Here is a 22,012-nt window from a genome sequence, read left to right as displayed (position 1 = left end):
ACTCCCACAGGCGCGCGGGGGTCAGGCTGGCTCGCCGTCCAGGTAGCTCCACCGACCCTGCTCCCTCACGAAGCGGCTGCGCTCGCGCAGCACACCCCGCTCAGTGCCCCGATCAGTGACCCGGCGCCAGCGGGCCTCGAACAGCACGGTCCCGTCGTCGTCGAAGGGGCCACCTGCCGCCGTCTCCAGGACGTCGAGGCGGAGCCAGCGCTGCTCCTCGTCGAGGTCCAGATCCTCCGTGCCGACGTCGGCGGGCCGGGTGGAGGGGTGCCAGGTGCGGGCCAGGTAGACGACGTCGCGGACGGCGAAAGCGCTGTACCGCGAGCGCATGAGCGCCTCGGCGGTGGGAGCGTGGGCCTCGCCGCGGTGGAACCTGCCGCAGCAGGAGCCGTAGACCTCACCGGTACCGCAGGGGCAGCGGGCGCTGTCGGTGGTGCTGTCTACGTTCCCGGCCATGACGTCAAGTCTGGGGCCGACAGCTGATCGACCGACCATGCCCGAGGGCTACGGGCTCCCGGAGACAGTGGACGGGGTGCTCCCGTGGAGCGCCGTCGAAGAGCGGCTGGTGGCCGCACAGCACTACTGGCTGGCCACGGTGCGGCCCGACGGGCGCCCGCACGTCGTGCCGCGCTGGGGAGTCTGGGTAGACGGGCGGTTCTGGTACGACGGCGCGTCCACGACCGTCCACGCGCGCAACCTCGCCACCAACCCCGCGTGCACGCTGAACCTCGAGAGCGGGGCGCAGGCCGTGATCGTCGAGGGCGAGTCGCACGCCACCCGCGCTGACGCCGACGGGCTGGGTCAGCGGTTGTCCTCGGCGTTCGCCAAGTACCACTCAGCCGGCTACTCCCCCGAGGCCAATGCGTGGGCCGGGGACGACGGCGGGGGTCTGCGTGTGCTCGTGCCGCAGCGGGCGCTGGCGTGGTTCTCCTTCCCCACCGACTGCACGCGCTTCACTTTCGGCTGACAGGCAGGGCGCAGTCAGCGCCTGCCCAGGTGGCGAGCAGGGTGCCGTCATGCACCAGGCGCCACGCTGGTGATCGTGCGCCGTCCTCATCGTCTCCTCGCCGCTGCCGCGCTGGTGGCAGGGGTCGCCGCGGCCCTGAGCGCCTGCTCGGGTGCCGCCGCGCCCCAGTCGTCGTCGGGTTCTTCAGCAGCCGGGGCAGCCTCGACGACGAGCGCGGGCACCCCGACGTCGTCGTCCAGTCCCTCGCCTACGCCGACGTCGAGGCACGTCGCTGACGGGCAGAAGTGGACCCCGACGAGTTTCGGCGATCAGACGGTGCTGCAGACCACGCTGACCGGCGCGAAGTCCGGCGTGACGATGAAGGTGTGGGTGTGGACGCCGCCGCAGTACAACGACCCGGCCTACGCCCACAGCGACTTCCCCGTGCTGTTCCTCTATCCCGGAGGTGACGGCGCCACGTACAACAACTGGACCGACAGATCCTACGGCGCACAAGACGTGGTGAGCGAAGGCGCGAAGAACGGGACCGTGCTGCCGTTCGTCTTCGTCATGCCGGAGATGCAGGTGTCCAAGAACGTCGACACCGAGTGCACCGACCTGCCGGGCGAGCCCGCGGTGGGCACCTTCCTCGACACCGACCTGCCCACCGTGGTGCAGCACGACTTCCGCGTCATGCCCCAGGGGAAGGGCTGGGGCGTGGCGGGGGCCTCCTCCGGCGGGTACTGCGCCGCCGCGATCGCCCTGCGGCACCCCGGCCAGTACGGGGCGGTGGTGAGCATCGCCGGGTACTTCTCGATGGAGACCACGCTGCCGGGGCGCAAGGATCCCGCCGTCGAAGCGCTGTACCCGACGGCACTGGCGCCGCACTACACCGGCGACACGGCGTGGCTGTTCGTGGCGGGCACGGACAGCTCCCTCGATGTGAAGGAGGCGAAGGCGTTCGCGCCGCTGCTTCCTCCGCCGTCGACCACGCAGATCTACCTGCAGCCGGGCGGGCAACACCTCACGACGTCCTTCAAGGCGGCGATGCCGCAGGTGTTCGCGTTCTTCAGCCAGCGCCTGGCCGCACCGCAGAAGAGCTGAGAAGAGCTGAACGGACGAAGGGCCCGACCTGGTGGTCGGGCCCTTCGACGGGTGGGGTGCCGCTCTTCTGACTTCTGAGTGGAACTTTTGAGAGCGACGAGTGGAGGTGGCGGGAATCGAACCCGCGTCCGCCGTCGTACCCCCAGGGCTTCTCCGGGTGCAGACCGTGAATCGTTCTACTCGGCCCCAGCGCTCACACGGACGTTGCGCTGACGGGCCCAGTCACCTTGATTTCCCACCGACCCCGGTGACACTGGTCGGTGGTGGAGCCCCCTAGCTGACGCCGGTACCCGGGCCGGGAGCACTCCCGGGCCGACGGACTTTCAACTCAGCTGATCAGGCAGCGAGAGCGAAGTCGGTGCTCTTGGAATCGGCACCTATGGGTTTGCAAGGAACGTTAACGAGATGACCTTGCCTTCTCGACCCGCTTCCCCTGGTTCGACGATGCGACGTCGAGACCTGGCACCCCCTGTGGAGTTGTGCAGAGCACTCTACGCGCTCCGCCGGGTACAACGCCTCCGGTTTCCTCCCGTGTTCCCGCGGCCCGCGGCGTCGGGGCCCAGACTGGTGCGGTGGACGACGAGGTCGGTCGGGTGGTGGCGGTCGAGCGACAGCTCCAGCGCTCGCTGGGCGCATGGGTGGGCGTGAGCACGGTGGGTGGCGCGGCGGCGATCGCCGTCGGCCGGTCGCGGAAGGACCCGCTGCTGCGCGCGTTCGGCCTGCAGACCCTGCTCTGGGCTGCGGCCGACGCGGGCGTGCTGGCGGCGAGCACCCGCGGGAACACCCCGCCGGCGGGACGGCTGCGGGCGCTACTGATCGCCAACGCCGCCGCGGACGTGGCGTACGTCGGTATCGGCTCCGCGCTGGCCGCCCGTCCCGACCGCGTGCCGCAGCGCCTGCGCGGGCTGGGCCGGCAGGAGCGCCGGCGCACGAGCGACGCCGCTGTGCGCGGCCACGGGCTCGCCGTGGTGGTGCAGGGCCTGGCGCTGCTCGTCATCGACTCCACCGCAGCCGCCCGCCTGCGCCCGCCCCGCCCCTGACCGCGCCCTACCTCCGCCACGATCAAGCATCTGAGCGCCATCTCCCCGGGGGTGCCCGCTCCAGCGCCCGATCGATCGCCACGATCCGGACAGCGGGGCACCACCGCACTCCCCCAGAGCTGCGGACGGGGAAGGCTGAGCGCCGGTGGGCAGGCTGAGGTCCGCGTCCGGGCCCTGACCCGGCGCTGAACCTGCCCACCGGCCCTCAGGTACCCCACCGGGCGCGGCCACGTGGTGCGCAGCCGCATGATCGTCGCCGTCTAACGGGCCGGCGACGACCTGACCGCGCAGAGCGCCCCTTGGATGCACAGATGGCCCCATCGACCAGGCGGATGGGGCCATCTGCGCATCGATGGGGCCACCTGCGCATCGATGAGGCCGTCTGCACTCCGGCTGGGGCCGTCTGCACACCGGCTGGGGGCGCGCGTCAGGAGATCGGATCGCCGACGCGGACGACGACCTTCGAGCCCATCCCCTTGGCCGCCTCCTGGACCGTCCGGAGCTGCAGCAGCGCCGGGTTCTCGGCGAGCATCCGCGCCGCGTTGGCGAGCGCCCGCGTGGCCGCCACCTCACCGCGCGCCCGCTCCAGGGCCGCCTGACCCTCCTGGACGGCGGTGGCCGTAGCAAGCAGCGCCCGGCGCAGCTCGCCCGGGACGCTGACGTCACGGACCGACGCCTCGGCCACGGTGATGCCCAGCCGGGCGCCCTCGACCGCGACCCGGGAGGTCAGGACCTGCGCCGCCGCCGCCCGACCGGCGAGCAGCTCGGCGAGCGGGGCCGCCGCGGCCCAGTCGCGGACAGCGAGCTGCAGCGACATCCGCAGCTCGGCGACCGGGTCCGCGGACGCGTCGAGGAAGGCGACCGGGTCGGTGACCGTCCAGCGCGCGGAGGCGCTGACGCGCACACCCGGGACGTCGGCCGCCGCCAGCTCCTGGCCGGTGAGGACGAGCAGCTGGTCGCGGACGTCGACGGTATCGACGCTGCGCCGCCAGGCACGACCCCGCAGCCGGTGCCGGCCAGCACCGAGGACGGCGACGACGCGGCCGTCGTAGCGGACCACCGCCCTCCGGCCCTCGCGGACCACCAGGTGCTTGATGAACACGTTGCTCGCCTCCGTCCGTCGCCGTCGTGAGCAGCACGACAACGACCGGCGCCCCGCGGCCCGGACGGGCGCCGAGGCGCACAGGTCCGAGCACTGCGTGCCGCGCCCTCGCGGGCACGGCAGGGCCACCGGCCGCCGTCCAGAGAGGAGTTGAACCTCAGCGCGTGACAGGCGCCAGCATCCTGAGTGCTGCGCTGCTCGCTGGTGCGGGACGCGACCGGTGATCCACCGGGGCGCCGCTGGTCGGGCAGCACGACCACTATGACGACGACGAAGCCCCGCCCGCCAGCGGTTTTCCACCACCCGATGTGACGCTCAACCGCATGATCGTCGCGAAGAAGTGACGCGAAGGCGCATGATCGTCGCGGGGAGGGGAGAGGCGCGCCGCTCCCTCAGGGGAAATGGCGAGCCGCCACACTCCTGGCGACGATCATGCGGATCCACGCCACACCCGCAGGTGCTCAGACGGTGAGGACGAGCTTTCCGCGGACGTGGCCGTCCATCTGGGCCTTCCACGCGTCGGCGGCGCGCTCCAGCGGGAACGCCTCCTGCACCTCCACGCGCACCGCCCCGTCGGCGACGAGCGCCGCGAGCTGGGCCAGCTGCGCCGCGTCAGGCTTGACGAAGCAGTAGAGGCCGCCGACCTTCGCCACGGCTTGCGGGTCGACGTTGGACGCCGTCCGCGCCGGGTCCTTCGCGAGCTCCGCGGACTGCCGGATGGCATCACCACCGATGTAGTCGACGGCGGCGTCGACGCCCTCGGGAGCGAGCGCACGCACGGCGTCGACGAGCCCGTCGCCGTAGAGCACGGGCTCGGCACCGAGGGAACGGACGAAGTCGTGGTTGCGTTCGCTCGCCGTCCCGATGACGCGCGCCCCGCGGGCCCTGGCGATCTGGACGGCGAGGTGCCCGACCCCGCCGGACGCCGCGTGCACGAGCACCGTGTCACCCGAGCCCGCGCGCACGGCCTCCAGCGACTGCAGCGCCGTGAGGCCGGCCAGGGGCAGCGCGCCCGCCACCTCCCACGAGAGCGCGGGCGGCTTCAGCGCCCAGTGACGCTCGTTGCCGGCCACGAGCTCGGCGTAGCAGCCGTCCCGGACGAAGTCCTTGCGGAGGTAGCCGAGCACCTCGTCACCGGGGGCCAGGTCGTGGACGGCGGGGCCGACGGCCTCGACGACGCCCGCGGCATCCCAGCCGGCGATCGTCGGCAGGAACGACGGGAAGGCACCCTGGAGGTACCCGGCGCCGATCTTGAAGTCGACCGGGTTCACCCCGGCGGCCTTGACGCGGACGAGCACGGAGTCCGGGCCGACCACGGGGTCGGGCTGCTCGCCGACCTCCAGGACCTCAGGACCGCCGTAGGACGAGTGGAAGACAGCGCGCACGGCTCACCACCCTGCGCCGGGTGGCACTTCCCCGCGACCCGAAGACCTCAGAGCAGGACGACGACGACCCGCCCCCGCCAGTGACGCCCACACCAGACGTGGCGCGAACGCGCATGATCGTCATCGGGGAAGGGCGACGATCGCGCTCGTCCGCGCCGCAACGCTCGACGCACCCACACGACGTGGCGCTGAGGCGCGTGATCGTCGCGGGGGGACGACGACGGCGGGAGGCTACTCGCCGATGCGGCTGCGCGTGCGCATGGCGCGCTGCGCCTCGCGCTCGTCGGTGGCGGTGCGCAGCGCCTGGCGCTTGTCGAAGGTCTTCTTGCCCTTCGCCACGCCGATCTCCACCTTGGCGCGGCCCCCGCGGAAGTACAGCTGCAGCGGGATGAGCGTGTACCCGGACTGCCCGGCGGCCTGCGCGAGCTTGTCGATCTCGGCCGCGTGCAGCAGCAGCTTGCGGCGCCGGCGCGGCTCGTGGTTGGTCCACGTGCCCTGCGTGTACTCCGGGATGTGCACGGCCTCCAGCCACGCCTCACCGCGCTCCACCTCGGCGAAGCCGTCGACCAGGGACGCACGGCCCAGCCGCAGCGACTTCACCTCGGTGCCCGTGAGCACGAGGCCGGCCTCGAAGACGTCTTCGATGGCGTAGTCGAACCGAGCGCGCCGGTTGGAGGCCACGACCGTGCGCGTGGTGGTGTCACGGCCGGTGGCGGCTACGGGCTTGTTGGTCTGCGGCGCGTGCCACTCCCCGCGCCCTCCTCGTCCGGCCATCCGTCCAGTCTACGGACGGCGCCACCGGTTTCTCGCTAGAGCCAGCCGGCCATCGCGTCCGTCGGTGTCCCGTCGACGCGCACTTCGAAGTGCAGGTGGCAGGCGGTACCGACCCCGGTGCTGCCGGAGTAGGCCACGAGGTCGCCCTTCTTGACGTCCTTGCCGACGGACGCGGCGAAGCGCGACAGGTGGGCGTACGCCGTCGCGACGTCGCGCCCGCCGATGGTGCCGTGGTCGATGACGAGGATGTTGCCGTAGCCCGTGCCGGGCCCCGCGCGCACGACCTCGCCGTCGGCGGCGGCGTACACCGGGGTGCCGCACGCGGCCCGCAGGTCCGTGCCCGCGTGCAAGCGGCGCACGTGGTAGACGGGGTGGATCCGATAGCCGAACGACGACGTCACGGTCATCGAGGCCAGCGGGTTGCCGAGCAGCCCGCGCTGGGGCGCCGCCGAACCGCCACCACCACCGCCTGAGCTTCCCGACGACGAGCCCGACGACGGCTTGCCGGCACGGGCCTTGGCGCGGGCGCGCAGCTGTGCGGCGATGTCGTCGCTCTCGGCCTGGGCCTGGTCCACCTGCTGCTGGTAGACCTTCTTCTGCGCCTCGATGTCGGCGAGGGCCTGCTCCTTGGTCACCTCCAGCGCGGCGAGCTCGTCCGTGGCCGCCTGCGCCTGCGCCTGCACGCGCTGCGTCTCGACGAGCTGGTCGGCGGCCTGCTGGCGCAGGTCAGCCATCTGCACGCGCACCGCCTCGAGCCGGTCGGCGCGGTGCTGCTGCTCGGCGCGGACCTGGGCAAGCTTGGCGGTGGAGCCCTGCTGCAGCCTTGCCGCGGCGTCGACGAGCGCCAGGCGGTCAGCGAGCTCGCTGGGACCCTCGCCGCCCATGACGGCAGCGGCCAGCCCCGCGTCGACACCACCCCCGCGGTAGGTCGCGGAGACCAACCGCGAGACGCGCTTCTCGGCGTCAGCAAGGTCGGCTTGTCCCTGCGCCAGCTCCTGCACAGCCACCTGCTCGGCGGCCTCGGCGGCGGCGAGCTGACCGGCGAGCTCGACGTCGCGGTCCTGGGCGGTCCGTACCTCGCCCTGCGCGGTTACGAGCGCCGCCTGCGCGGCGGGCTGGCGAGCCTGCACGTCGGCGAGCTCCGCGGCAGCCTTCTCGGCCTTCTCACCGGTGTCGGCCAGCCCCTCCTGCGCCTGAGCCAGGGCGTCCTTGAGGGCCTGCTGCTTGGCCTTCAGCTGGGCGACGGTGTCCGCGCTGGCCGGCTGGGCGCTCTCCCCCACCCCGGCGACGCCCATCACGAGGGCGATCGCCAGCGCGAACGCCGACAGCCGTCGTCGTCGTCCCATCCCTGAACCCCGGACCGTCTCCACGGCGCGGTTCAGACGCGCAGGTAGCGCGACAGCGTGGTGACCGAGGCGGTCCCGGCCAGGAGCACCGCGATGCCCACCAGCACCGGCGCGACCAGCCACACCTGGTGCGTGCCGATGTAGCCGAACAGCGGCAGCGCCTCCACGAGCCAGCCCTGCACGCCGAACCTCACTGCGGCGTACAGCGCACCCACGGCCAGACCCGCGCCGACGACCGACGCGAGCACCCCCTCGAGGAGGAACGGCAGCTGGATGACGACCTTGGACGCCCCGACCAGGCGCATGATCCCCGTCTCGCGGCGACGGCTGAAGGCGGACAGACGGATGGTCGTGGCAATGAGCAGCGCTGCGGCGATGATCATGACGACGGCGAAGCCGCCGGCCACCGCCGTGGCCACGTTGAGCACGGTGAAGAACGGGTCGAGCACGCGGCGCTGGTCCTGCACCTCCTCCACGCCGGGCGTCCCCGCGAAGTACTGCGTGACCACCTCGTACTTGGTGGGGTCCTTGAGCTTGACGCGGTAGGACTCGTTGAGCTGGTCCTCGGTGGCGGAGTCGGCGATGGCCGTGCCCTTGAACTGCTCCTGGAACCGCTTGAAGGCGTCGGCCTTCGACTCGAACTGCACCGACTCGACGTAGGGCGCGAGCGTGGGCGACTGGAGCTCGGCGAGCACCGCGTCGCGCTGGGCGGCGGTCACCTCACCGCTGGTGCAGGTGGGCGCCTCGGAGTCCTTGGCGCAGAGGAAAACGGACACCTGCACGCGGTCGTACCAGTAGTCCTTCATCTGGGCCACCTGCAGCTGCAGCAGGCCGCCGGCCCCGACGAAGACGAGGGAGACGAAGGTCACCAGCACCACGGAGATGGCCATGGCGAGGTTGCGGCGCAGCCCGGAGGCGATCTCGCCGATGAGGAATCCGACGTTCACCAGCGGGCCCCCTCGCGCTCGCCGGCCGCCTGGGCGGGCGGAACCGCGGGCATCTGCGCGCTGATCATGCCCGTGACCGGCGCCAGGCCGTAGCCGCCGTCGGCCTCGTCACGGACGACGACGCCGCCCTCGAGCTCCACCACGCGCTTCTTGCTCGCGTCGACCAGGCCGTGGTCGTGCGTGGCCATGACGATGGTGGTGCCGGTCCGGTTGATCCGCTCCAGCAGCTTCATGATGCCCTCGCTCGTCGCGGGGTCGAGGTTGCCGGTGGGCTCGTCCGCCAGGAGGATCGCCGGCCGGTTGACGAAGGCGCGGGCCACCGCCACGCGCTGCTGCTCACCGCCGGACAGCTCGTGCGGCAGGCGCCGCTCCTTGCCGGCCAGCCCGACCAGCTCCAGGGTCTCGGGCACCACCTGCGCGATGTGATGACGGCTCTTGCCGATCACCTGCAGGGCGAACGCCACGTTGTCGAAGACGGACTTGCTCGGCAGCAGGCGGAAGTCCTGGAACACCACGCCCATCTGGCGGCGCAGGTGCGGCACCTTCCAGCTGGACAACCGGGCGACGTCACGGCCGGCCACGTACACGTGGCCGCGGGTGGCGACGTCCTCACGCAGCACCAGGCGCAGCAGCGTCGACTTGCCGGAGCCGGAAGCGCCGACGAGGAAGACGAACTCCCCGCGCTCCACGTCGAGGTTCACGCGGTGCAGGGCCGGGCGCCGGGAGCGGGGGTAGGCCTTGGAGACGGATTCGAAACGGATCACAGTCGCCTGCCAGCTCGGGTGCGGGGTTCAGCTCCGAGGCTAGGCAGGTGAGGGTGGCGAACCCGGGCATCTCGCCCGGCGTGTCGCGCTCCGGCGCGTCTGACTCCCCGTCAGGTCGCGGCCGTCAGGTCGCGACCGTCAGTTCTCCGAAGCGCGCTCACGCTGGCGGCGCCAGCGGATGCCCGACTCCAGGAAGTCATCGATCTCGCCGTCGAAGACCGAGGCGGGGTTGCCGACCTCGTGCTCGGTGCGCAGGTCCTTGACCATCTGGTACGGGTTGAGCACGTAGGAGCGCATCTGGTTGCCCCAGCTGCCGGAGTCGTCGCCCTTGAGGGCGTCGAGCTCGGCCTGGCGCTCCTCACGGGCCTTGACCAGCAGGCGCGCCTGGAGCACGCGCAGCGCCGCGGCCTTGTTCTGCAGCTGGCTCTTCTCGTTCTGGCAGCTCACGACGATGCCGGTGGGGATGTGCGTGAGGCGCACCGCGGAGTCGGTGGTGTTCACCGACTGCCCACCGGGGCCGGAGGAGCGGAACACGTCGACGCGGAGGTCGTTCTCGGGGATCTCGATGTGGTCGGTCTCCTCGGTGACGGGGAGCACCTCCACACCGGCGAAGGAGGTCTGGCGGCGGCCCTGGTTGTCGAACGGGCTGATGCGCACGAGGCGGTGCGTGCCCTGCTCGACCGAGAGCGTGCCGTAGGCGTAGGGGGCGTGGACGGCCATGGTGGCCGACTTGATGCCCGCCTCTTCGGCGTAGGAGGTGTCCATGACCTCGGCCTTGTGACCGTGACGCTCGGCCCAGCGCAGGTACATGCGCAGGAGCATCTCCGCGAAGTCGGCGGCGTCGACACCGCCGGCCTCGGCGCGGATGGTCACGAGGGCCTCGCGCTGGTCGTACTCGCCGGACAGCAGCGTGCGGACCTCGAGCTCCGAGAGCGCCTTGCGCAGGGAGACCAGCTCGCGCTCGGCTTCTTCGCGGGTCTCTGCGGCAGTGGCGGCGTCGCCCTCGTTGGCGGCCTCGTCGGCCATCTCGACGAGGGTCTCGAGGTCGTCGATGCGGGCGCCCATCTTCTCGAGGCGCTCCAGCTCGGACTGCGCGTGGGAGAGCTTGCTCGTGACGGCCTGGGCGTTGTCGACGTCGTCCCACAGGTCCGAGGCGGAGGCCTGCTCGGTGAGCTTGGCGACGGTGGCCTTGAGGGCGTCGACGTCGCTGACCTCGCGGACCGCGCGGTAGGTGCTGCGGAGGGAGGAGATCTCAGCGGGGAGGTCGACGGCTGCCACGACCGGCAAGACTACGACGGCGGATGATGCGGCCATGACCCAGCAGAACCGCGAGCAGCAGCCCCTCGTCGTCGTGCCGGAGACCGAGGGCGTGGCTGCGCTGGCCGGCACCGGGGTACGCACGGTCGTCGTGGCGCCCGACGCCGAGGTCCCGGAGCACGCGCGCGGCGCGTCGGTGCTGGTGGTCGGCCCGGCGGAGTCGGCCGCCGAGGTGGAAGCAGCGCTGGCCCAGGTGGCGCAGCTGCCCGACCTGCGCCTGCTCGTGAGCCTGGGCCAGGGCAGCGAGCAGTGGGGCGACCTGCGCGAGGGAGTGGCGATCGCCACCGCCCGCGGCGCGCACGGCGGCTCGACGGCGGAGTGGGTGCTGGCGGCGGTGCTGGCGCAGCTGCGGCTGCTGCCGGAGCACCTCGACGCGCAGCGCAAGCACCGATGGGGCGGTCGCACGGCACGCACCCTGATGCGCTCGAACGTGCTGATCCTGGGCGCGGGCGACCTCGGCGAGAACGTCCGGGCCCGGCTGCTGCCCTTCGGGGCGACCGTCACGGTGGCCGCGAGGACGGCGCGCGACGGCGTGGTGAGCATGGAGGCCGCGCAAGAGCTGCTGGGCTCGACGGACGTGCTCGTCGTCGTCCTGCCCCTTACCGACGCCACGCACCACGTGGTGGACGCCGAGCTGCTGGCCGCCCTGCCCGACGGCGCGCTGGTGGTCAACGCCGGGCGCGGGCCGCTCGTGGACACCGCCGCGCTGCTTGCGGAGCTGCAGCGCGGGCGGCTGCTCGCGGCGCTCGACGTCACCGACCCCGAGCCGCTGCCCGCCGACCACCCCCTGTGGGACGCGCCGGGTCTGCTGCTGACCTCCCACGTCGCCGGGAACACCGAGGGAGCCGGCGAGCGGGCGTGGGCGCAAGTGGCCGAGCAGGTCGCGGCGTTCGCCCGCGGGGAGCGGCCGCCGAACCTCGTCCGCTGATCCGCTGATCCGCTGAGGCCTTCGGGCCCTGAGGCGACCCCTGGCGCGGGCACGCTTGCCCCGCTACCTTGCGGAACATGGAACCTGGCGGCACAGCACTGCCACAGCTGCGGCGCGGAGTGCTCGAGGGCTGCGTGCTCGCGCTGCTCAGCGACGAACCGCGCTACGGCTTCGACCTCGTGCGGTCTCTGTCCACCACCGGCCTGCTGACCAGCGAGGGCACGATCTACCCGCTGCTCGCGCGGCTACGCAAGGACGGCCTGGTCGAGACCACCTGGAGGGAGTCGGTCAGCGGCCCCCCGCGTCGCTACTACTCGACCACCCCCGCGGGGGTCGCTGCGCTGGGCTCCTTCAGCGCCGAGTGGGCGCGGTTCCGCGACGGCGTCGATGCCGTGCTCACCTCCGCTACCCGGCCCGTGGAAGGACCCCGCCCGTGACCGCCGAGACCCACTCCCCCGCCGTCGCCGGCTACCTGGCGCGGCTCGACGAAGCGTCCCGCCTGCTGCCCGACGCACTGCGCGCCGAGCTGCTGGCCCAGGTGCGCGAGCACCTCGCCGAGCTGGAGGCCAGCGGCCTGGACGACGCCGGCCTGCGCGTGGCACTCGAGCGGTTCGGGACCCCGGAGCAGTTGGTCGCCGCCGAGGCCGAGCAGGCCGGCCTGGTGCTCGTGCCCCTCGGAACCACCACCACGACGAGAACGACGACGACGGCCGCCGCCTCGCCATCTGCCGCACCGCCCGTTGCGCCGGATCGCCGCGTCTGGGGCGGCCTGGAGCTCTCCGCAGTGCTGCTGCTCGCGCTCGGCGGGTTCGTGGTGCCCGTGCTGGCGCCGCTGGTCGGCATGGTGCTGGCGTGGCTCTCGCCACGGTGGACTCGTCGCACCAAGGTCGGTGCGGCGCTGGCGTTCTGCGCCCCCGTCGTCCTGGTCGCCGTCGGTGCGCTGGTCTACGCGCTGTGGCCCGAGCACCGAACCGTCACGGTGGTGTCGTCAGACCAAGGCACCATCGAGGTGCCCGTGCCCGACGACGTGGCCGGCGACGTCTCCGACGGTGACGAGGAGACGTACGTCGGAGGCTTCTGGGACTCCGCCTACCCGCTCTTGAACGACGCGAGCTCGATGATGCTCTTCGCGGTGCCGTTCGCTCTGTCCGTGCTCACCCTTGCAGGCGGCATGGTGTCCGGGCTGTGGCTGGCGCTGACCGGTCGGGTCAGTTCAGGAGGTCGTTGAGGAAGCCGCCCTGGTTGTTGCCGTGGCCGCCCTCACCACCGAGCGGACGGCCCTCACTGGGCTGCACGAGCACGAAGCCGGGGCCGTGGAAGAGGTACTGGAACGCCTCGCCGGAGCCGCCCCGCAGCAGGGACCGCACGTTCATGCTGCTCACGAGCTGCGGGCGCAGGTGGCTGGACCAGGCCACGGCGGCCTGGATGTCGACACCGGTGGGCTGCTGGGAACAGTCCAGCAGCACGGGCGGCCCGTCGCTGGTGAGCGCGACGACGCCGTGCCCGCTCACCTCGACGTTCCACATGCCGCCGGACAGGCGACCCGCGCCCTGGACGCGGCGGATGTCCCAGTCGAGGTTCGCGTCGAACGCGAGGAGGTTCTTGCCGTCGACGCTGATGCCGTCACCCTCGAGCAGGATCAGGTGGACGTGCTCGGCGGTGTTGGCAAAGAACACCTCGCCCTGACCGGAGACGCGCATGAGCGGCGTGTCCTCGTTGGTCACGAGCTTCTTGATGAACTTCGCCATGGTGCCGGAGCCCTCGTGGTCGAAGCGCACCGAACCCTGGTAGGCGACCATCGAGCCTTTGGCCGCCAGTACGTCCTGGGTGAGGTTCACCCGCAGCATCGAGGAGTTCTGCAGCACCCACCGCTCGCTGGTCTGCTTCTCGGCGGTCGCGGCGTCGAAGAGGTTGCTGCGCACGGGTGAACCCTGGCATCCCGGGCCCCGGAGGTCCAGTACCTCCGGGGCCCGGTGGCGACAGGGAACGTCAGCGGATGTCAGGCCGCCGGGAGCGGCCGAGCCACGGCACGCTGTGCGGCGCGATCGGCCAGACGCTGGGCCTTCGCCGCCAGGCGAGCCGCCCGGCGGGCGTCTCGCCGTGACGCGGCCTGGCGCGACCACATGGCCTGCTCGCGCAGCTCGGCGCTGCGCTGGTGATGCCACGCCAGAGCGAAATCGGGGTGGTGATGCACGGCGGTCTCCTCGATCAGGGGGTGTCCGCCCGCGGGTCGGGTCGCGCTCACGCGACGGCTCCGACGGGCTCGGGAAGGGGGTGCTTGCGGGGGCGGCCGCGGGGCCGCTTACGGGGCACGACGACTCCGGCCAGGACCAGTTCGCCGCCCCAGACGCCCCACGGCTCGGAACGGGCCAGGGCCCCGTCGAGGCATTCGGCGCGCAGGGGGCAGCCCGTGCACAGGGCCTTGGCGGCCTCGACGTCCTGCGGAAGCTCGGCGAACCAGAGCTCCGGGTCGTTGACCCGGCAGGGCAGCGACGACATGGGGTGTTCCTCTCGGTGTGGCGGTGCTGCGGAGCGGGAGAGGAGACCGCTGGCAGCACAAAGGCCGCGGTCCCCTGGGTCGGGGATCCGCGGCCTGGCGCCGGGAGAGGAGCGGACCTAGCTGGTCAGCACCTGCCGGCGGACAGGGGGGAGCCCCGAGACGGGCGGGTTCGAGATGAGGGCGACGGCGTCAGGGCGCTGGCGCAGGGCGTGGCCGTAGCCAGCAGCCCCTCCGCGGCGCTGTCCACTGAGCTGTCCGCTGGGCGCTCCGCCGATGAGGAAGGCGGCCGGGCCGTCAGCGAAGGAGCCGACGGGCGCGGGCACAGCGGTGCCGTGGAACCCACCGGCGGTGGGCACGCGGAGGTCGAAGGACGACACCTCGAACTGGTTGTCCATGAACCACGTCATCGCGCGCACCTCCTTCGTCAGAGCACCGCCCGTTGCGGACAGTGCTGATCGCTTGTCCCAGAGGCTAGGGGGCCCCGCGAGAACGGCACAACAGGTTTTTCCGAAGTCTTCGCCAGCCGGGTGTCCGGGCTGTCCCACCAGCCGCCCCGCAAGCCGCGGGCAAGGCGCTCCGGTGACCCTCCGGAACGCGATCGAGACGCCCGCGGATCCCGTTCCTCGTCCCCAACGTCGTCCCCCGGGAACTAGGTGCCAGCACCGTGGTGCAGGCCACCTCCCGCACGCCAGGGTCGCCTCATGACTGCGCCGTGCCCGACGGACATGCAGCGCACCCACACCGCGCACCACCGCGCGCGGCGCCTCGTCGGGTTGGCGCTCGCGTGGGCCGTGCTCTCGGAGTCCGTGCCGCTGTACCCGCTCTACTCGTTGCTGTTCGCCGACCACGGCCTCAGCGAGGCGCAGATCTCGGGGCTGTTCGCCGTCTGGGCGCTCACCACCGTGCTCGCGCAGGTTCCGTGCGGGGCCCTGGCCGACCGAACGTCACGACGCACCGCCCTGGTGCTGTCAGGAGTGCTGCAGGCCGTGGGCTACGTGCTGTGGACCGTCTGGCCCACCGCGCCGTCGTTCGCCGCGGGCTTCGTCCTGTGGGGGTTGGCGCTCGCCCTCGCGGTCGGCGCCCTCGAGGCTCTCGTCTGGGACGGCCTCGCAGAAGCCGACGAGCAGCACCGCTACGCGAAGGTCATCGGCCGGGTGCGCGCCGCGCAGCTGCTCGGCCAGCTGCCCGGCACCCTCGCGGCGGTCGCCCTGGCGTCGTGGGGTGGCTACCCCGCCGTCGGCTGGGCCAGTGCCGCGTCGTGCCTGCTCGCCGCCGCGGTGGCCGTCCTCGTGCGGGAGCCGCCCCACAGCACGGTCGCTCCCCCGGAAGACGCCGACGTCGGCGAGGTCGTCACCGCACCCGGTGCGCTCCGGCAGGGCATCGGCGTGCTCGTCCACCACCGGCGCCTCGCGGCCGTCGTCGTCGTGGTGGGTCTGCTCACCGGACTCGACGCCATCGACGAGTACACCCCGCTGCTGGCTCGGGCGTGGGGCGTGCCCGACGCGGTGAACCCCCTCGTCGTCCTCGTCATCCCCATGGCCGGGGCACTCGGCGCCGCCTTCGGTGAGCGGCTGGCCGGGATCCGCCCGCTCGTGCTGGGCGGGTGGCTCGTGGCGGCAGCCGCCAGCCTGGAGGTCGCCGATCTGCTGCACCAGGTGGCGGGGACGGCGCTGGTGGCGCTGGGCTACGGCGCCTACCGGGCAGTGCTCGTCGTGGCCGACGCCCGCCTGCAGGAGCACGTCGTGGGAGATGCACGCGCCACCGTGACCTCTGTGGCCGGAGTCGTCAGTCAGCTGGGCAGCCTGGCGCTGTACGGGCTGTGGGCACTGTGGTCGCTGCCAGGGGCGGTGGGGCTCTTCGCGCTGTGCGCCGTCGGTGCCTGGCTGGCGCTGCGGCCTCCGCGAGCGCGGTCCCTCGCCACCCGGCCGGGCCTCGTGGCCGCGCAGCCCTCGCCCCTTGTGACGATCACGGAAGCTCTGCCGGCGGCGCGTGCACAACTTCCTTGATCGTCGCGGAGGGGCTGTCAGGTCTGGTCTGCCGAACGCTTGAGGACGTCGAGCACTGCCTCGCCGTACTTCTCGAGCTTGGCCGGGCCGACGCCGGGGATGCGGGCAAGTCCCGCCGTGTCGGACGGGGTGGTCTCGGCGATCGCGACGAGCGTCGCGTCGGTGAAAACGACGTACGCGGGCACCTTCGCCTCTGACGCGGTGGCGGAACGCCAGGTGCGCAGGGCGTCGAAGACACCCTCGTCATAGGTGGGCGGGCAGCTCTCGCAGCGCCCGACCTTCCGCTCGGCGGGAGTGTCGAGGACCGCGCCGCAGGAGCGACAGACACGGGCCAGTCCGGGGCCCTTCTTCGAGCGGCCACCCCCTGACCCACCCGCTCCCCCGCCGGAACCGCCCCCGCGGCGGCGCTCGGCCGGGTCGACGGGGCGCAGACCGTCGAGGAACCGCGACGGCGTACGGCTCGCACGCCCGCCCGGCGTGCGAGCCCGCCCCCAGGAGAGCGCCAGGTGCTCGCGGGCCCGCGTGATGCCCACGTAGAGGAGCCGCCGCTCCTCCTCGACCTTCTCCGGGTCGTCCGCGGAGAAGCTGATCGGCAGCAGGCCCTCGCTCACCCCGACCAACCACACCGCGTCCCACTCGAGGCCCTTGGCCGCATGGAAGGACGCCAGCGTGACGCCCTGCACCGTGGGGGCGTGCTGGGCGGCGGACCGCTCGTCGATCTCGGTGACGAGGTCGGCCACGCGCGCACCGGGGCGGGCCGCGGCGACGTCGTCGGCAAGAGCGGCCAGAGCCTGCAGGGATGACCATCGCTCGCGCGCCGCTCCCGCGGTGGTCGGCGGTTCAGCGGTCCAGCCGGCGCTGGCCAGCACGTCGCGCACGGCCTCACCGAGAGGGCGGCTGCCGTCGTCGGAGCGGGCGGCACCACGCAGCAGCAGCACGGCCTGGCGGACCTCGGCGCGGAAGAAGAACTTCTCCCCACCGCGCAGCTGGTAGCCCACGCCCGCGTCGGACAGGGCGGCTTCGAGCGGCTCGGACTGGCCGTTGGTGCGGAACAGCACCGCGATCTCGGCCGGTGGCGTACCCGCGTCGATACGGCGGCGCACCGCGGCGGCCACGCCGGCCGCCTCGGCGACGTCGTCGTCGTACTCCGTGAAGGTCGGGTCCGGGCCGGGCGGCCGCTGGGCGACGAGCTCCACCCGGGCCCTCACCGCGGCAGCCGGCGCCCTGTCGAGCAGGCGGTTGGCCAGCGCCACGACCTGCGGGGTGGAGCGGTAGTCGCGCACGAGCCGGATCACGGACGCGCCGGGGTGGCGGCGCGGGAACTCCAGCAGGTGCGCCGGCGTGGCCCCCGCGAAGGAGTAGATGGTCTGACTGGCGTCTCCGACCACGCAGACGTCTTCACGGCCGCCGAGCCACAGGTCGAGCAGGCGCTGCTGCAGCGGGGAGACGTCCTGGTACTCGTCGACCGTGAAGTAGCGGTACTGGCGGCGGACGCTCTCGGCGACGTCGCCGCGCTCGGCGAGGATGCCGCAGGTCAGGAGCAGCACGTCCTCGAAGTCCATGGCGCCGCGGTCGGTCTTGACGTCCTCGTAGGACTGCATGACGCGGCTCATGGCGCTCGGGTCGAGCCCGGCCGGTGGGGTGCGCCCGGCGCGCGTGACGGCCGCCGGGTAGGCCTCCGGGGTGAGCAGGGCGACCTTGGCCCACTCGACCTCGGCCGACAGGTCGCGGACGGCCGTCCGGTCCACCGAAAGACGCAGCCGGCTCGCGGCCTCGGCCACGATGCGCGCCTTGTGCTCGACGAGCACCGGCAGCGGGCCGCCCACCGCGGTCGGCCAGAAGTACTGCAGCTGGCGGAGCGCCGCGGCGTGGAACGTGCGGGCCTGCACCGCGGGAACCCCGAGGTCACGCAGACGCGAGCGCATCTCCCCCGCAGCGCGGGAGGTGAACGTCAGCGCGAGCACGCTGCGCGGGTCGTACACACCGGCGTGCACCCCGTGGGCGATGCGGTGGGTGATGGCGCGGGTCTTGCCGGTGCCTGCGCCCGCCAGCACGCACACGGGCCCGCGCAGCGCGGAGGCCACCGCCCGCTGCTCGGGGTCGAGCGAGGCGAGGACGGCGTCCGCGAGGGTCGCGTGTGTGGTCTGGGACATGACCCGGCCATGATGGCTGACCGTGCCGACATCGCCGTCTCACCGTCCACAGACGATCACGACGACGACGGCCAGCACGGCCGAGCTCGTCCATCGGGCTCGCGCCCTCGTGGCCGCGGCCGGCGGTCAGCGGGTGCTGCTCGGCCTGGCCGGCGCGCCAGGCGCCGGCAAGTCGACGCTGGCCGGGCGGCTGGTGGAGACCCTCGACGCCGAGCTGGACGGCGGCGCGGCGCTGGTGGGGATGGACGGGTTCCACCTCGCGCAGGCGACGCTGGACCGCTGGGGGCGGGCCGGGCGCAAGGGAGCGCCGGACACCTTCGACGTCGGCGGCTACGTGGCGCTGCTGCGCCGACTGCGCGCCCGCAACGAGGACGTGGTGCACGCGCCGGAGTTCCGCCGCGACCTGGAGGAGCCGGTCGGCAGCGCCGTCCCGGTGCCCCGGGAGGTGCCGCTGGTGGTCACGGAGGGCAACTACCTGCTGCTCGACGGGCCATGGGCGCCGGTGCGCGAGCTGCTCGACGAGGCGTGGTTCCTCGCTCCGGACGACGACCTTCGCGTGGCGCGCCTCGTCGCGCGGCACGAGGCGTTCGGCAAGGCACCGGACGCGGCGCTGGCCTGGTCGCACGGGCCAGACCAGGCCAACGCCGTCGTCGTCCTCGGCTCCGCCCCCCGAGCCGACCTCGTGGTGAGTCTCAGCGACTGACGCCCGAGCCCACGCCGTGAGAGGCCGCCACGGCGTCGACCTCGGCAAGGTACTCGGCGATGCGCTCCGACGGCGCCCAACTGGCTTCGAAGCTGTTGCGGGCCAGCTGCACGACGTCGGCCGCGGACAGGTCCGCCGCAGCCGCGAGCGCGGCGAGGTTCTCCTTGAGGTAGCCGCCGAAGTAGGCGGGGTCGTCACCGTTGACGCACACCTTGGCGCCGGCGCGCAGCAGCGTGACGATCTCAGGCGCCTTCATCTGCTCGGTGACGAAGCCGTTCGACAGGGGGCATGCGGTGAAGCCGAGACCCCGCTGGACGGCGACGGCGAGCAGGTCCGGGGCGTCGACGATGTTGCTGCCGTGGTCGATCCTGTCGACGGCGATGTCCTCGATGACCTGCCGCAGGTGCTCCAGCGTGCCCTGCTGGTCGATGTCGCAGTGCATCGTGAGCTTGAAGCCGGCCGCGCGGGCGCGGGCGAACACCGCGGCGAAGTCGGCGGGAGGGTGGTCGCGCTCGTCGGAGTCGAGGCCGACGCCGAGGATCCGGCCCGCGTACGGCAGCGCGGCCGTCAGCGTCTCCTCCGCGCTGGCCACGGGGTGGTCACGCAGGAAGCAGAGGATGAGCTCGGCGTCGATGCCCAGTTCACCGGGAGCGCGCTCGACGGCGTCCAGCAGACCCTCGACCACCACCTCGAACGGCACTCCGCGACTCGTGTGCGCCTGCGGGTCGAAGAACATCTCGGCGCGACGGACGTTCTGCGCGGCGGCGCGCGTCAGGTAGGCGGTGGCGAGGTCGAAGAAGTCACGCCGGGTCTGGAGCACCTCCATCGCCGGGTAGTAGACGGCCAGGAAGGACGCCAGGGAGTCGAAGACGTGCGTGGCGCGGACCTCCTCGACCGTCGTCGTCGGCAGCTCGATGCCGTTGCGGGCGGCGAGTCCGAGCAGCAGCTCGGGCTCCAGCGTGCCTTCGAGGTGCACGTGCAGCTCGCAGGCGGGCAGGTCGGTCACGAGGGCCGCGAGGGAGGGGACGAGCTGCGGTGCGGGAGCCATCGCCGCACCCCACCACAGGAGCGCGGCGCTGGGGAGAGGGTGAGCGGGATGACGACGACGACGTCCGGCGTTGAGCACCTGCGGAACGCCTGACCCGACCGTCAGTCACTCGTCAACCACTGAGGAGAACGATGTCTGCGCCCACGCTGCCCGAGCAGGGAAGCATCACGATGTACACGACCACGTGGTGCGGCTACTGCAAGATCCTCAAGAAGGGTCTGCAGCGCGAGGGCATCACCTGGAACGAGGTGAACATCGAGGAGGTCCCGGGCGCCGCCGAGTACGTGCAGAGCGTCAACGGCGGCAACCAGACCGTGCCGACCGTCGTGTTCCCCGACGGCTCCTCCGCCACCAACCCCTCCCTCGCCGAGGTCAAGGCGCGCCTGTCCTGAAGGTCGAGCCGCTCGACGCCGCCGGTCTCGCGCAGCGGGCCCTGGCGGCGCTCGAGCGGTCTCCCGGCCGGCGCCTCGGCATCGACGCCGCGGTGCCGGCTGACGCCGCCGTGGTCGCTGACGCGGTGGTGGGTGTCCTCGAGGCTGAAGGTCGGCCGGTGCTGCGGGTCAGCGCCGAAAACTTCCTGCGCCCCCGCTCGCTGCGGCTGGAGCACGGCCCGCACGATCCCGACGCCGGCTACGAGGGCTGGTACGACACCTACGCGCTGCTGCGTGAGGTGCTCGACCCGCTGGGCCCGGGCGGCGCCGGTACCTGGCTTCCCGCCCTGTGGGACGCCGAGCGCGACCGCGCCACCCGGCAGTCGCGCCGCGCGGCACCGCCGGGCGCCGTGCTGGTGCTGACCGGGCCGTTCCTCCTGCGGTGGGAGCTGTCGGGCGCGTTGGACGCCGTCGTCCACCTGCAGACCTCTGCTGCCGCGCAACGTCGGCGGCTGCCCGCGGCCGACGTGGACCGGGTGGTGGGCGCGTGGGCGCGCTACCTGGAGGAGACCGATCCCGCCTCGCGCGCCGACCTCGTGGTGCGCTGCGAGGACCCCCGCCACCCCGCGCTCGTCCTCCCCTGACCGCCCCTCCCCTCAGCCGGAGCAGCCGGGGGCAGGTGCCTGCTCGGCGAGCTGCCGCGCCTGGCAGTCCTGGGGAGAGATCAGTGAGCAGGTGTTGCAGTAGTGGCGTCCGTGCCGGTCCGCGGGGAACAGCGCGTACCAGGCCCGGGTCTGCTCGTCGAGGTCCTCGTCGGGCGGTGTGGGGCACTGGTAGGCGAGGCAGCAGCCACCCTTCTGCCCGACGATCGTGGCACGTCCACCGGGGCCGTTGGTGATCCAGAGGCGGGCGGGGCTGCGCCACGGAGCGCCGGGCGTGCGGACGGCGGCGTTCAGCCGCTCGACGACGGCTCCTGGGCTGGCGTGGCCGGTCGAGCGGCCCGCAAGGACGAAGGCATCCGCGACCTCAGCCCAGAGTGCCGCCCTCCCCACCCTCGCGAGGGTCCGGACGGCGTCCACCACCGGCTCCGCGGCGCAGACGAGCGACGTGAGCCCGGTCGCGACCACATCTGCCTCGTCGGCGACGACGTCGACACCCGGCGAGCCTGCCCACGGGTGTGCCTCGCTGACCACGAACCTGGCCGACCCGAAGTCGACGACCTGGGTCCACCCGTCAGGGTGTCGACCGAACCTGAGCTGGTCCGCGTCGACGGTGATGGAGGCGGCCCGGTTGGCGTACGCGTAGCCGAGCGCGTGGGCGACCCGCCCCGGGTACCAGCCAACGAGCCACTTGGCCGCCGCGGCGGGAGTGGCCGAGTGCTCCTTCATGATGCGCCGATGACTCTCCCGCAGGTGGGCGGCGCCGTCGGCGAAGAGGTCCGCGCTGGTCAGCCAGGCCCGTTCGCGCTCGTCGACGGAGGGGTCCTCACTGCGGAGGAAGGAGCGCAGACAGGTGTCCGCCCACTCCTGCGGCGACTCGGCGGAGGACACGAGAAGGGAGGTCTCATGGTGCGCCACG

Annotated in this window: 25 protein-coding genes and 1 other RNA gene; 10 read left to right on the top strand and 16 right to left on the bottom strand. The window is 72.8% G+C overall.

Annotated features, from left to right (window positions below):
* Nucleotides 1-21: 21 nt before the first annotated feature.
* Nucleotides 22-456 carry a YchJ family protein gene (locus BXY45_RS01205; protein WP_109772449.1) on the bottom strand — a complete coding sequence of 145 codons (435 nt, stop codon included), beginning with the start codon at nucleotides 454-456 and terminating at the stop codon, nucleotides 22-24.
* Nucleotides 457-493: 37 nt separating this feature from the next.
* Here BXY45_RS01205 and BXY45_RS01200 point away from each other — a divergent pair, with 37 nt between their 5' ends.
* Both BXY45_RS01200 and BXY45_RS01195 read left to right on the top strand, forming a co-directional pair.
* Nucleotides 494-967: a pyridoxamine 5'-phosphate oxidase family protein gene (locus BXY45_RS01200; protein WP_211319128.1), complete on the top strand. Its 474-nt coding sequence runs from the start codon at nucleotides 494-496 to the stop codon at nucleotides 965-967.
* A gap of 75 nt (nucleotides 968-1,042) precedes the next feature.
* Nucleotides 1,043-2,050, top strand: coding sequence for an alpha/beta hydrolase (locus tag BXY45_RS01195; RefSeq protein WP_146211037.1), 1,008 nt, complete (start codon nucleotides 1,043-1,045; stop codon nucleotides 2,048-2,050).
* 98 nt (nucleotides 2,051-2,148) lie between these two features.
* On the opposite strand, the gene ssrA is transcribed toward BXY45_RS01195, so the two are convergent.
* Nucleotides 2,149-2,520: a transfer-messenger RNA gene (ssrA, locus tag BXY45_RS01190) on the bottom strand.
* A gap of 102 nt (nucleotides 2,521-2,622) precedes the next feature.
* On the opposite strand from ssrA, the gene BXY45_RS01185 reads away from it, so the two are divergent.
* Nucleotides 2,623-3,090, top strand: coding sequence for a DUF6992 family protein (locus BXY45_RS01185; RefSeq protein WP_109772446.1), 468 nt, complete (start codon nucleotides 2,623-2,625; stop codon nucleotides 3,088-3,090).
* Between the two features lie 427 nt (nucleotides 3,091-3,517).
* Here the strand turns inward: BXY45_RS01185 and BXY45_RS01180 are convergent, their stop codons facing one another.
* The 7 genes from BXY45_RS01180 to prfB all read right to left on the bottom strand — a co-directional run bounded on the left by BXY45_RS01180 (nucleotide 3,518) and on the right by prfB (nucleotide 10,686).
* Complete coding sequence (locus tag BXY45_RS01180; protein ID WP_211319127.1) at nucleotides 3,518-4,192, bottom strand: SPFH domain-containing protein; 675 nt, start codon at nucleotides 4,190-4,192, stop codon at nucleotides 3,518-3,520.
* A gap of 461 nt (nucleotides 4,193-4,653) precedes the next feature.
* Nucleotides 4,654-5,577, bottom strand: a complete 924-nt coding sequence (locus tag BXY45_RS01175) for an NADP-dependent oxidoreductase (RefSeq protein WP_109772445.1) — start codon at nucleotides 5,575-5,577, stop codon at nucleotides 4,654-4,656.
* Between the two features lie 231 nt (nucleotides 5,578-5,808).
* Entirely contained in the window at nucleotides 5,809-6,351 is a 543-nt protein-coding gene (gene smpB / locus BXY45_RS01170; RefSeq protein WP_109772444.1) for an SsrA-binding protein SmpB, read from the bottom strand.
* A 35-nt stretch (nucleotides 6,352-6,386) separates the two neighbouring features.
* Nucleotides 6,387-7,721, bottom strand: a complete 1,335-nt coding sequence (locus BXY45_RS01165; protein ID WP_146211036.1) for a M23 family metallopeptidase — start codon at nucleotides 7,719-7,721, stop codon at nucleotides 6,387-6,389.
* Between the two features lie 8 nt (nucleotides 7,722-7,729).
* Nucleotides 7,730-8,644: a permease-like cell division protein FtsX gene (ftsX, locus tag BXY45_RS01160; RefSeq protein WP_109772442.1), complete on the bottom strand. Its 915-nt coding sequence runs from the start codon at nucleotides 8,642-8,644 to the stop codon at nucleotides 7,730-7,732.
* Complete coding sequence (gene ftsE, locus BXY45_RS01155; protein WP_109772441.1) at nucleotides 8,641-9,408, bottom strand: cell division ATP-binding protein FtsE; 768 nt, start codon at nucleotides 9,406-9,408, stop codon at nucleotides 8,641-8,643. The genes ftsX and ftsE overlap by 4 nt, the downstream gene beginning before the upstream one ends.
* Before the next feature lie 138 nt (nucleotides 9,409-9,546).
* The gene (gene prfB / locus BXY45_RS01150) at nucleotides 9,547-10,686 is read right to left on the bottom strand and encodes a peptide chain release factor 2 (RefSeq protein ID WP_109772682.1); all 1,140 of its coding nucleotides are present in this window, start codon (nucleotides 10,684-10,686) and stop codon (nucleotides 9,547-9,549) included.
* Nucleotides 10,687-10,720: 34 nt separating this feature from the next.
* On the opposite strand from prfB, the gene BXY45_RS01145 reads away from it, so the two are divergent.
* From BXY45_RS01145 to BXY45_RS01135, 3 genes are all read left to right on the top strand, one after another.
* Entirely contained in the window at nucleotides 10,721-11,653 is a 933-nt protein-coding gene (locus tag BXY45_RS01145; protein WP_109772440.1) for an NAD(P)-dependent oxidoreductase, read from the top strand.
* 77 nt (nucleotides 11,654-11,730) lie between these two features.
* Nucleotides 11,731-12,090: a PadR family transcriptional regulator gene (locus BXY45_RS01140; RefSeq protein WP_109772439.1), complete on the top strand. Its 360-nt coding sequence runs from the start codon at nucleotides 11,731-11,733 to the stop codon at nucleotides 12,088-12,090.
* Nucleotides 12,087-12,881, top strand: coding sequence for an HAAS signaling domain-containing protein (locus tag BXY45_RS01135; RefSeq protein WP_109772438.1), 795 nt, complete (start codon nucleotides 12,087-12,089; stop codon nucleotides 12,879-12,881). The genes BXY45_RS01140 and BXY45_RS01135 overlap by 4 nt, the downstream gene beginning before the upstream one ends.
* Here BXY45_RS01135 and BXY45_RS01130 read toward each other — a convergent pair.
* The 4 genes from BXY45_RS01130 to BXY45_RS01115 form a co-directional block, all read right to left on the bottom strand.
* The gene (locus BXY45_RS01130) at nucleotides 12,862-13,575 is read right to left on the bottom strand and encodes an AIM24 family protein (protein ID WP_109772437.1); all 714 of its coding nucleotides are present in this window, start codon (nucleotides 13,573-13,575) and stop codon (nucleotides 12,862-12,864) included. The genes BXY45_RS01135 and BXY45_RS01130 overlap by 20 nt on opposite strands.
* 77 nt (nucleotides 13,576-13,652) lie before the next feature.
* Complete coding sequence (locus tag BXY45_RS01125) at nucleotides 13,653-13,898, bottom strand: hypothetical protein (RefSeq protein WP_109772436.1); 246 nt, start codon at nucleotides 13,896-13,898, stop codon at nucleotides 13,653-13,655.
* Entirely contained in the window at nucleotides 13,895-14,239 is a 345-nt protein-coding gene (locus BXY45_RS01120) for a WhiB family transcriptional regulator (RefSeq protein WP_425468297.1), read from the bottom strand. The genes BXY45_RS01125 and BXY45_RS01120 overlap by 4 nt, the downstream gene beginning before the upstream one ends.
* A 30-nt stretch (nucleotides 14,240-14,269) precedes the next feature.
* Entirely contained in the window at nucleotides 14,270-14,560 is a 291-nt protein-coding gene (locus BXY45_RS01115) for a hypothetical protein (RefSeq protein ID WP_109772434.1), read from the bottom strand.
* A 294-nt stretch (nucleotides 14,561-14,854) separates the two neighbouring features.
* Here BXY45_RS01115 and BXY45_RS01110 point away from each other — a divergent pair, with 294 nt between their 5' ends.
* The gene (locus tag BXY45_RS01110; protein ID WP_211319125.1) at nucleotides 14,855-16,159 is read left to right on the top strand and encodes an MFS transporter; all 1,305 of its coding nucleotides are present in this window, start codon (nucleotides 14,855-14,857) and stop codon (nucleotides 16,157-16,159) included.
* A 17-nt stretch (nucleotides 16,160-16,176) separates the two neighbouring features.
* Here the strand turns inward: BXY45_RS01110 and BXY45_RS01105 are convergent, their stop codons facing one another.
* Nucleotides 16,177-18,312 carry an ATP-dependent DNA helicase UvrD2 gene (locus BXY45_RS01105; RefSeq protein WP_109772433.1) on the bottom strand — a complete coding sequence of 712 codons (2,136 nt, stop codon included), beginning with the start codon at nucleotides 18,310-18,312 and terminating at the stop codon, nucleotides 16,177-16,179.
* A gap of 55 nt (nucleotides 18,313-18,367) precedes the next feature.
* Between BXY45_RS01105 and BXY45_RS01100 the strand changes: the two genes are divergently transcribed.
* Complete coding sequence (locus BXY45_RS01100) at nucleotides 18,368-19,015, top strand: nucleoside/nucleotide kinase family protein (protein ID WP_109772680.1); 648 nt, start codon at nucleotides 18,368-18,370, stop codon at nucleotides 19,013-19,015.
* On the opposite strand, the gene add is transcribed toward BXY45_RS01100, so the two are convergent.
* Nucleotides 19,005-20,063, bottom strand: coding sequence for an adenosine deaminase (gene add, locus BXY45_RS01095; RefSeq protein ID WP_109772432.1), 1,059 nt, complete (start codon nucleotides 20,061-20,063; stop codon nucleotides 19,005-19,007). The two genes, BXY45_RS01100 and add, sit on opposite strands and share 11 nt — an antisense overlap.
* Nucleotides 20,064-20,194: 131 nt before the next feature.
* Here add and BXY45_RS01090 point away from each other — a divergent pair, with 131 nt between their 5' ends.
* Entirely contained in the window at nucleotides 20,195-20,455 is a 261-nt protein-coding gene (locus BXY45_RS01090) for a mycoredoxin (RefSeq protein WP_109772431.1), read from the top strand.
* A gap of 92 nt (nucleotides 20,456-20,547) precedes the next feature.
* Nucleotides 20,548-21,078, top strand: a complete 531-nt coding sequence (locus BXY45_RS01085) for a nucleoside/nucleotide kinase family protein (protein WP_211319124.1) — start codon at nucleotides 20,548-20,550, stop codon at nucleotides 21,076-21,078.
* 12 nt (nucleotides 21,079-21,090) lie between these two features.
* On the opposite strand, the gene BXY45_RS01080 is transcribed toward BXY45_RS01085, so the two are convergent.
* Nucleotides 21,091-22,011, bottom strand: a complete 921-nt coding sequence (locus BXY45_RS01080) for a hypothetical protein (protein WP_109772430.1) — start codon at nucleotides 22,009-22,011, stop codon at nucleotides 21,091-21,093.
* Nucleotide 22,012: the final 1 nt, after the last annotated feature.

The organism is Quadrisphaera granulorum, assembly GCF_003149145.1.
GTDB lineage: Bacteria > Actinomycetota > Actinomycetes > Actinomycetales > Quadrisphaeraceae > Quadrisphaera > Quadrisphaera granulorum.
Note: the sequence above shows the minus strand (reverse complement) of the source record. Positions and strands in the feature narration are given on the sequence as shown.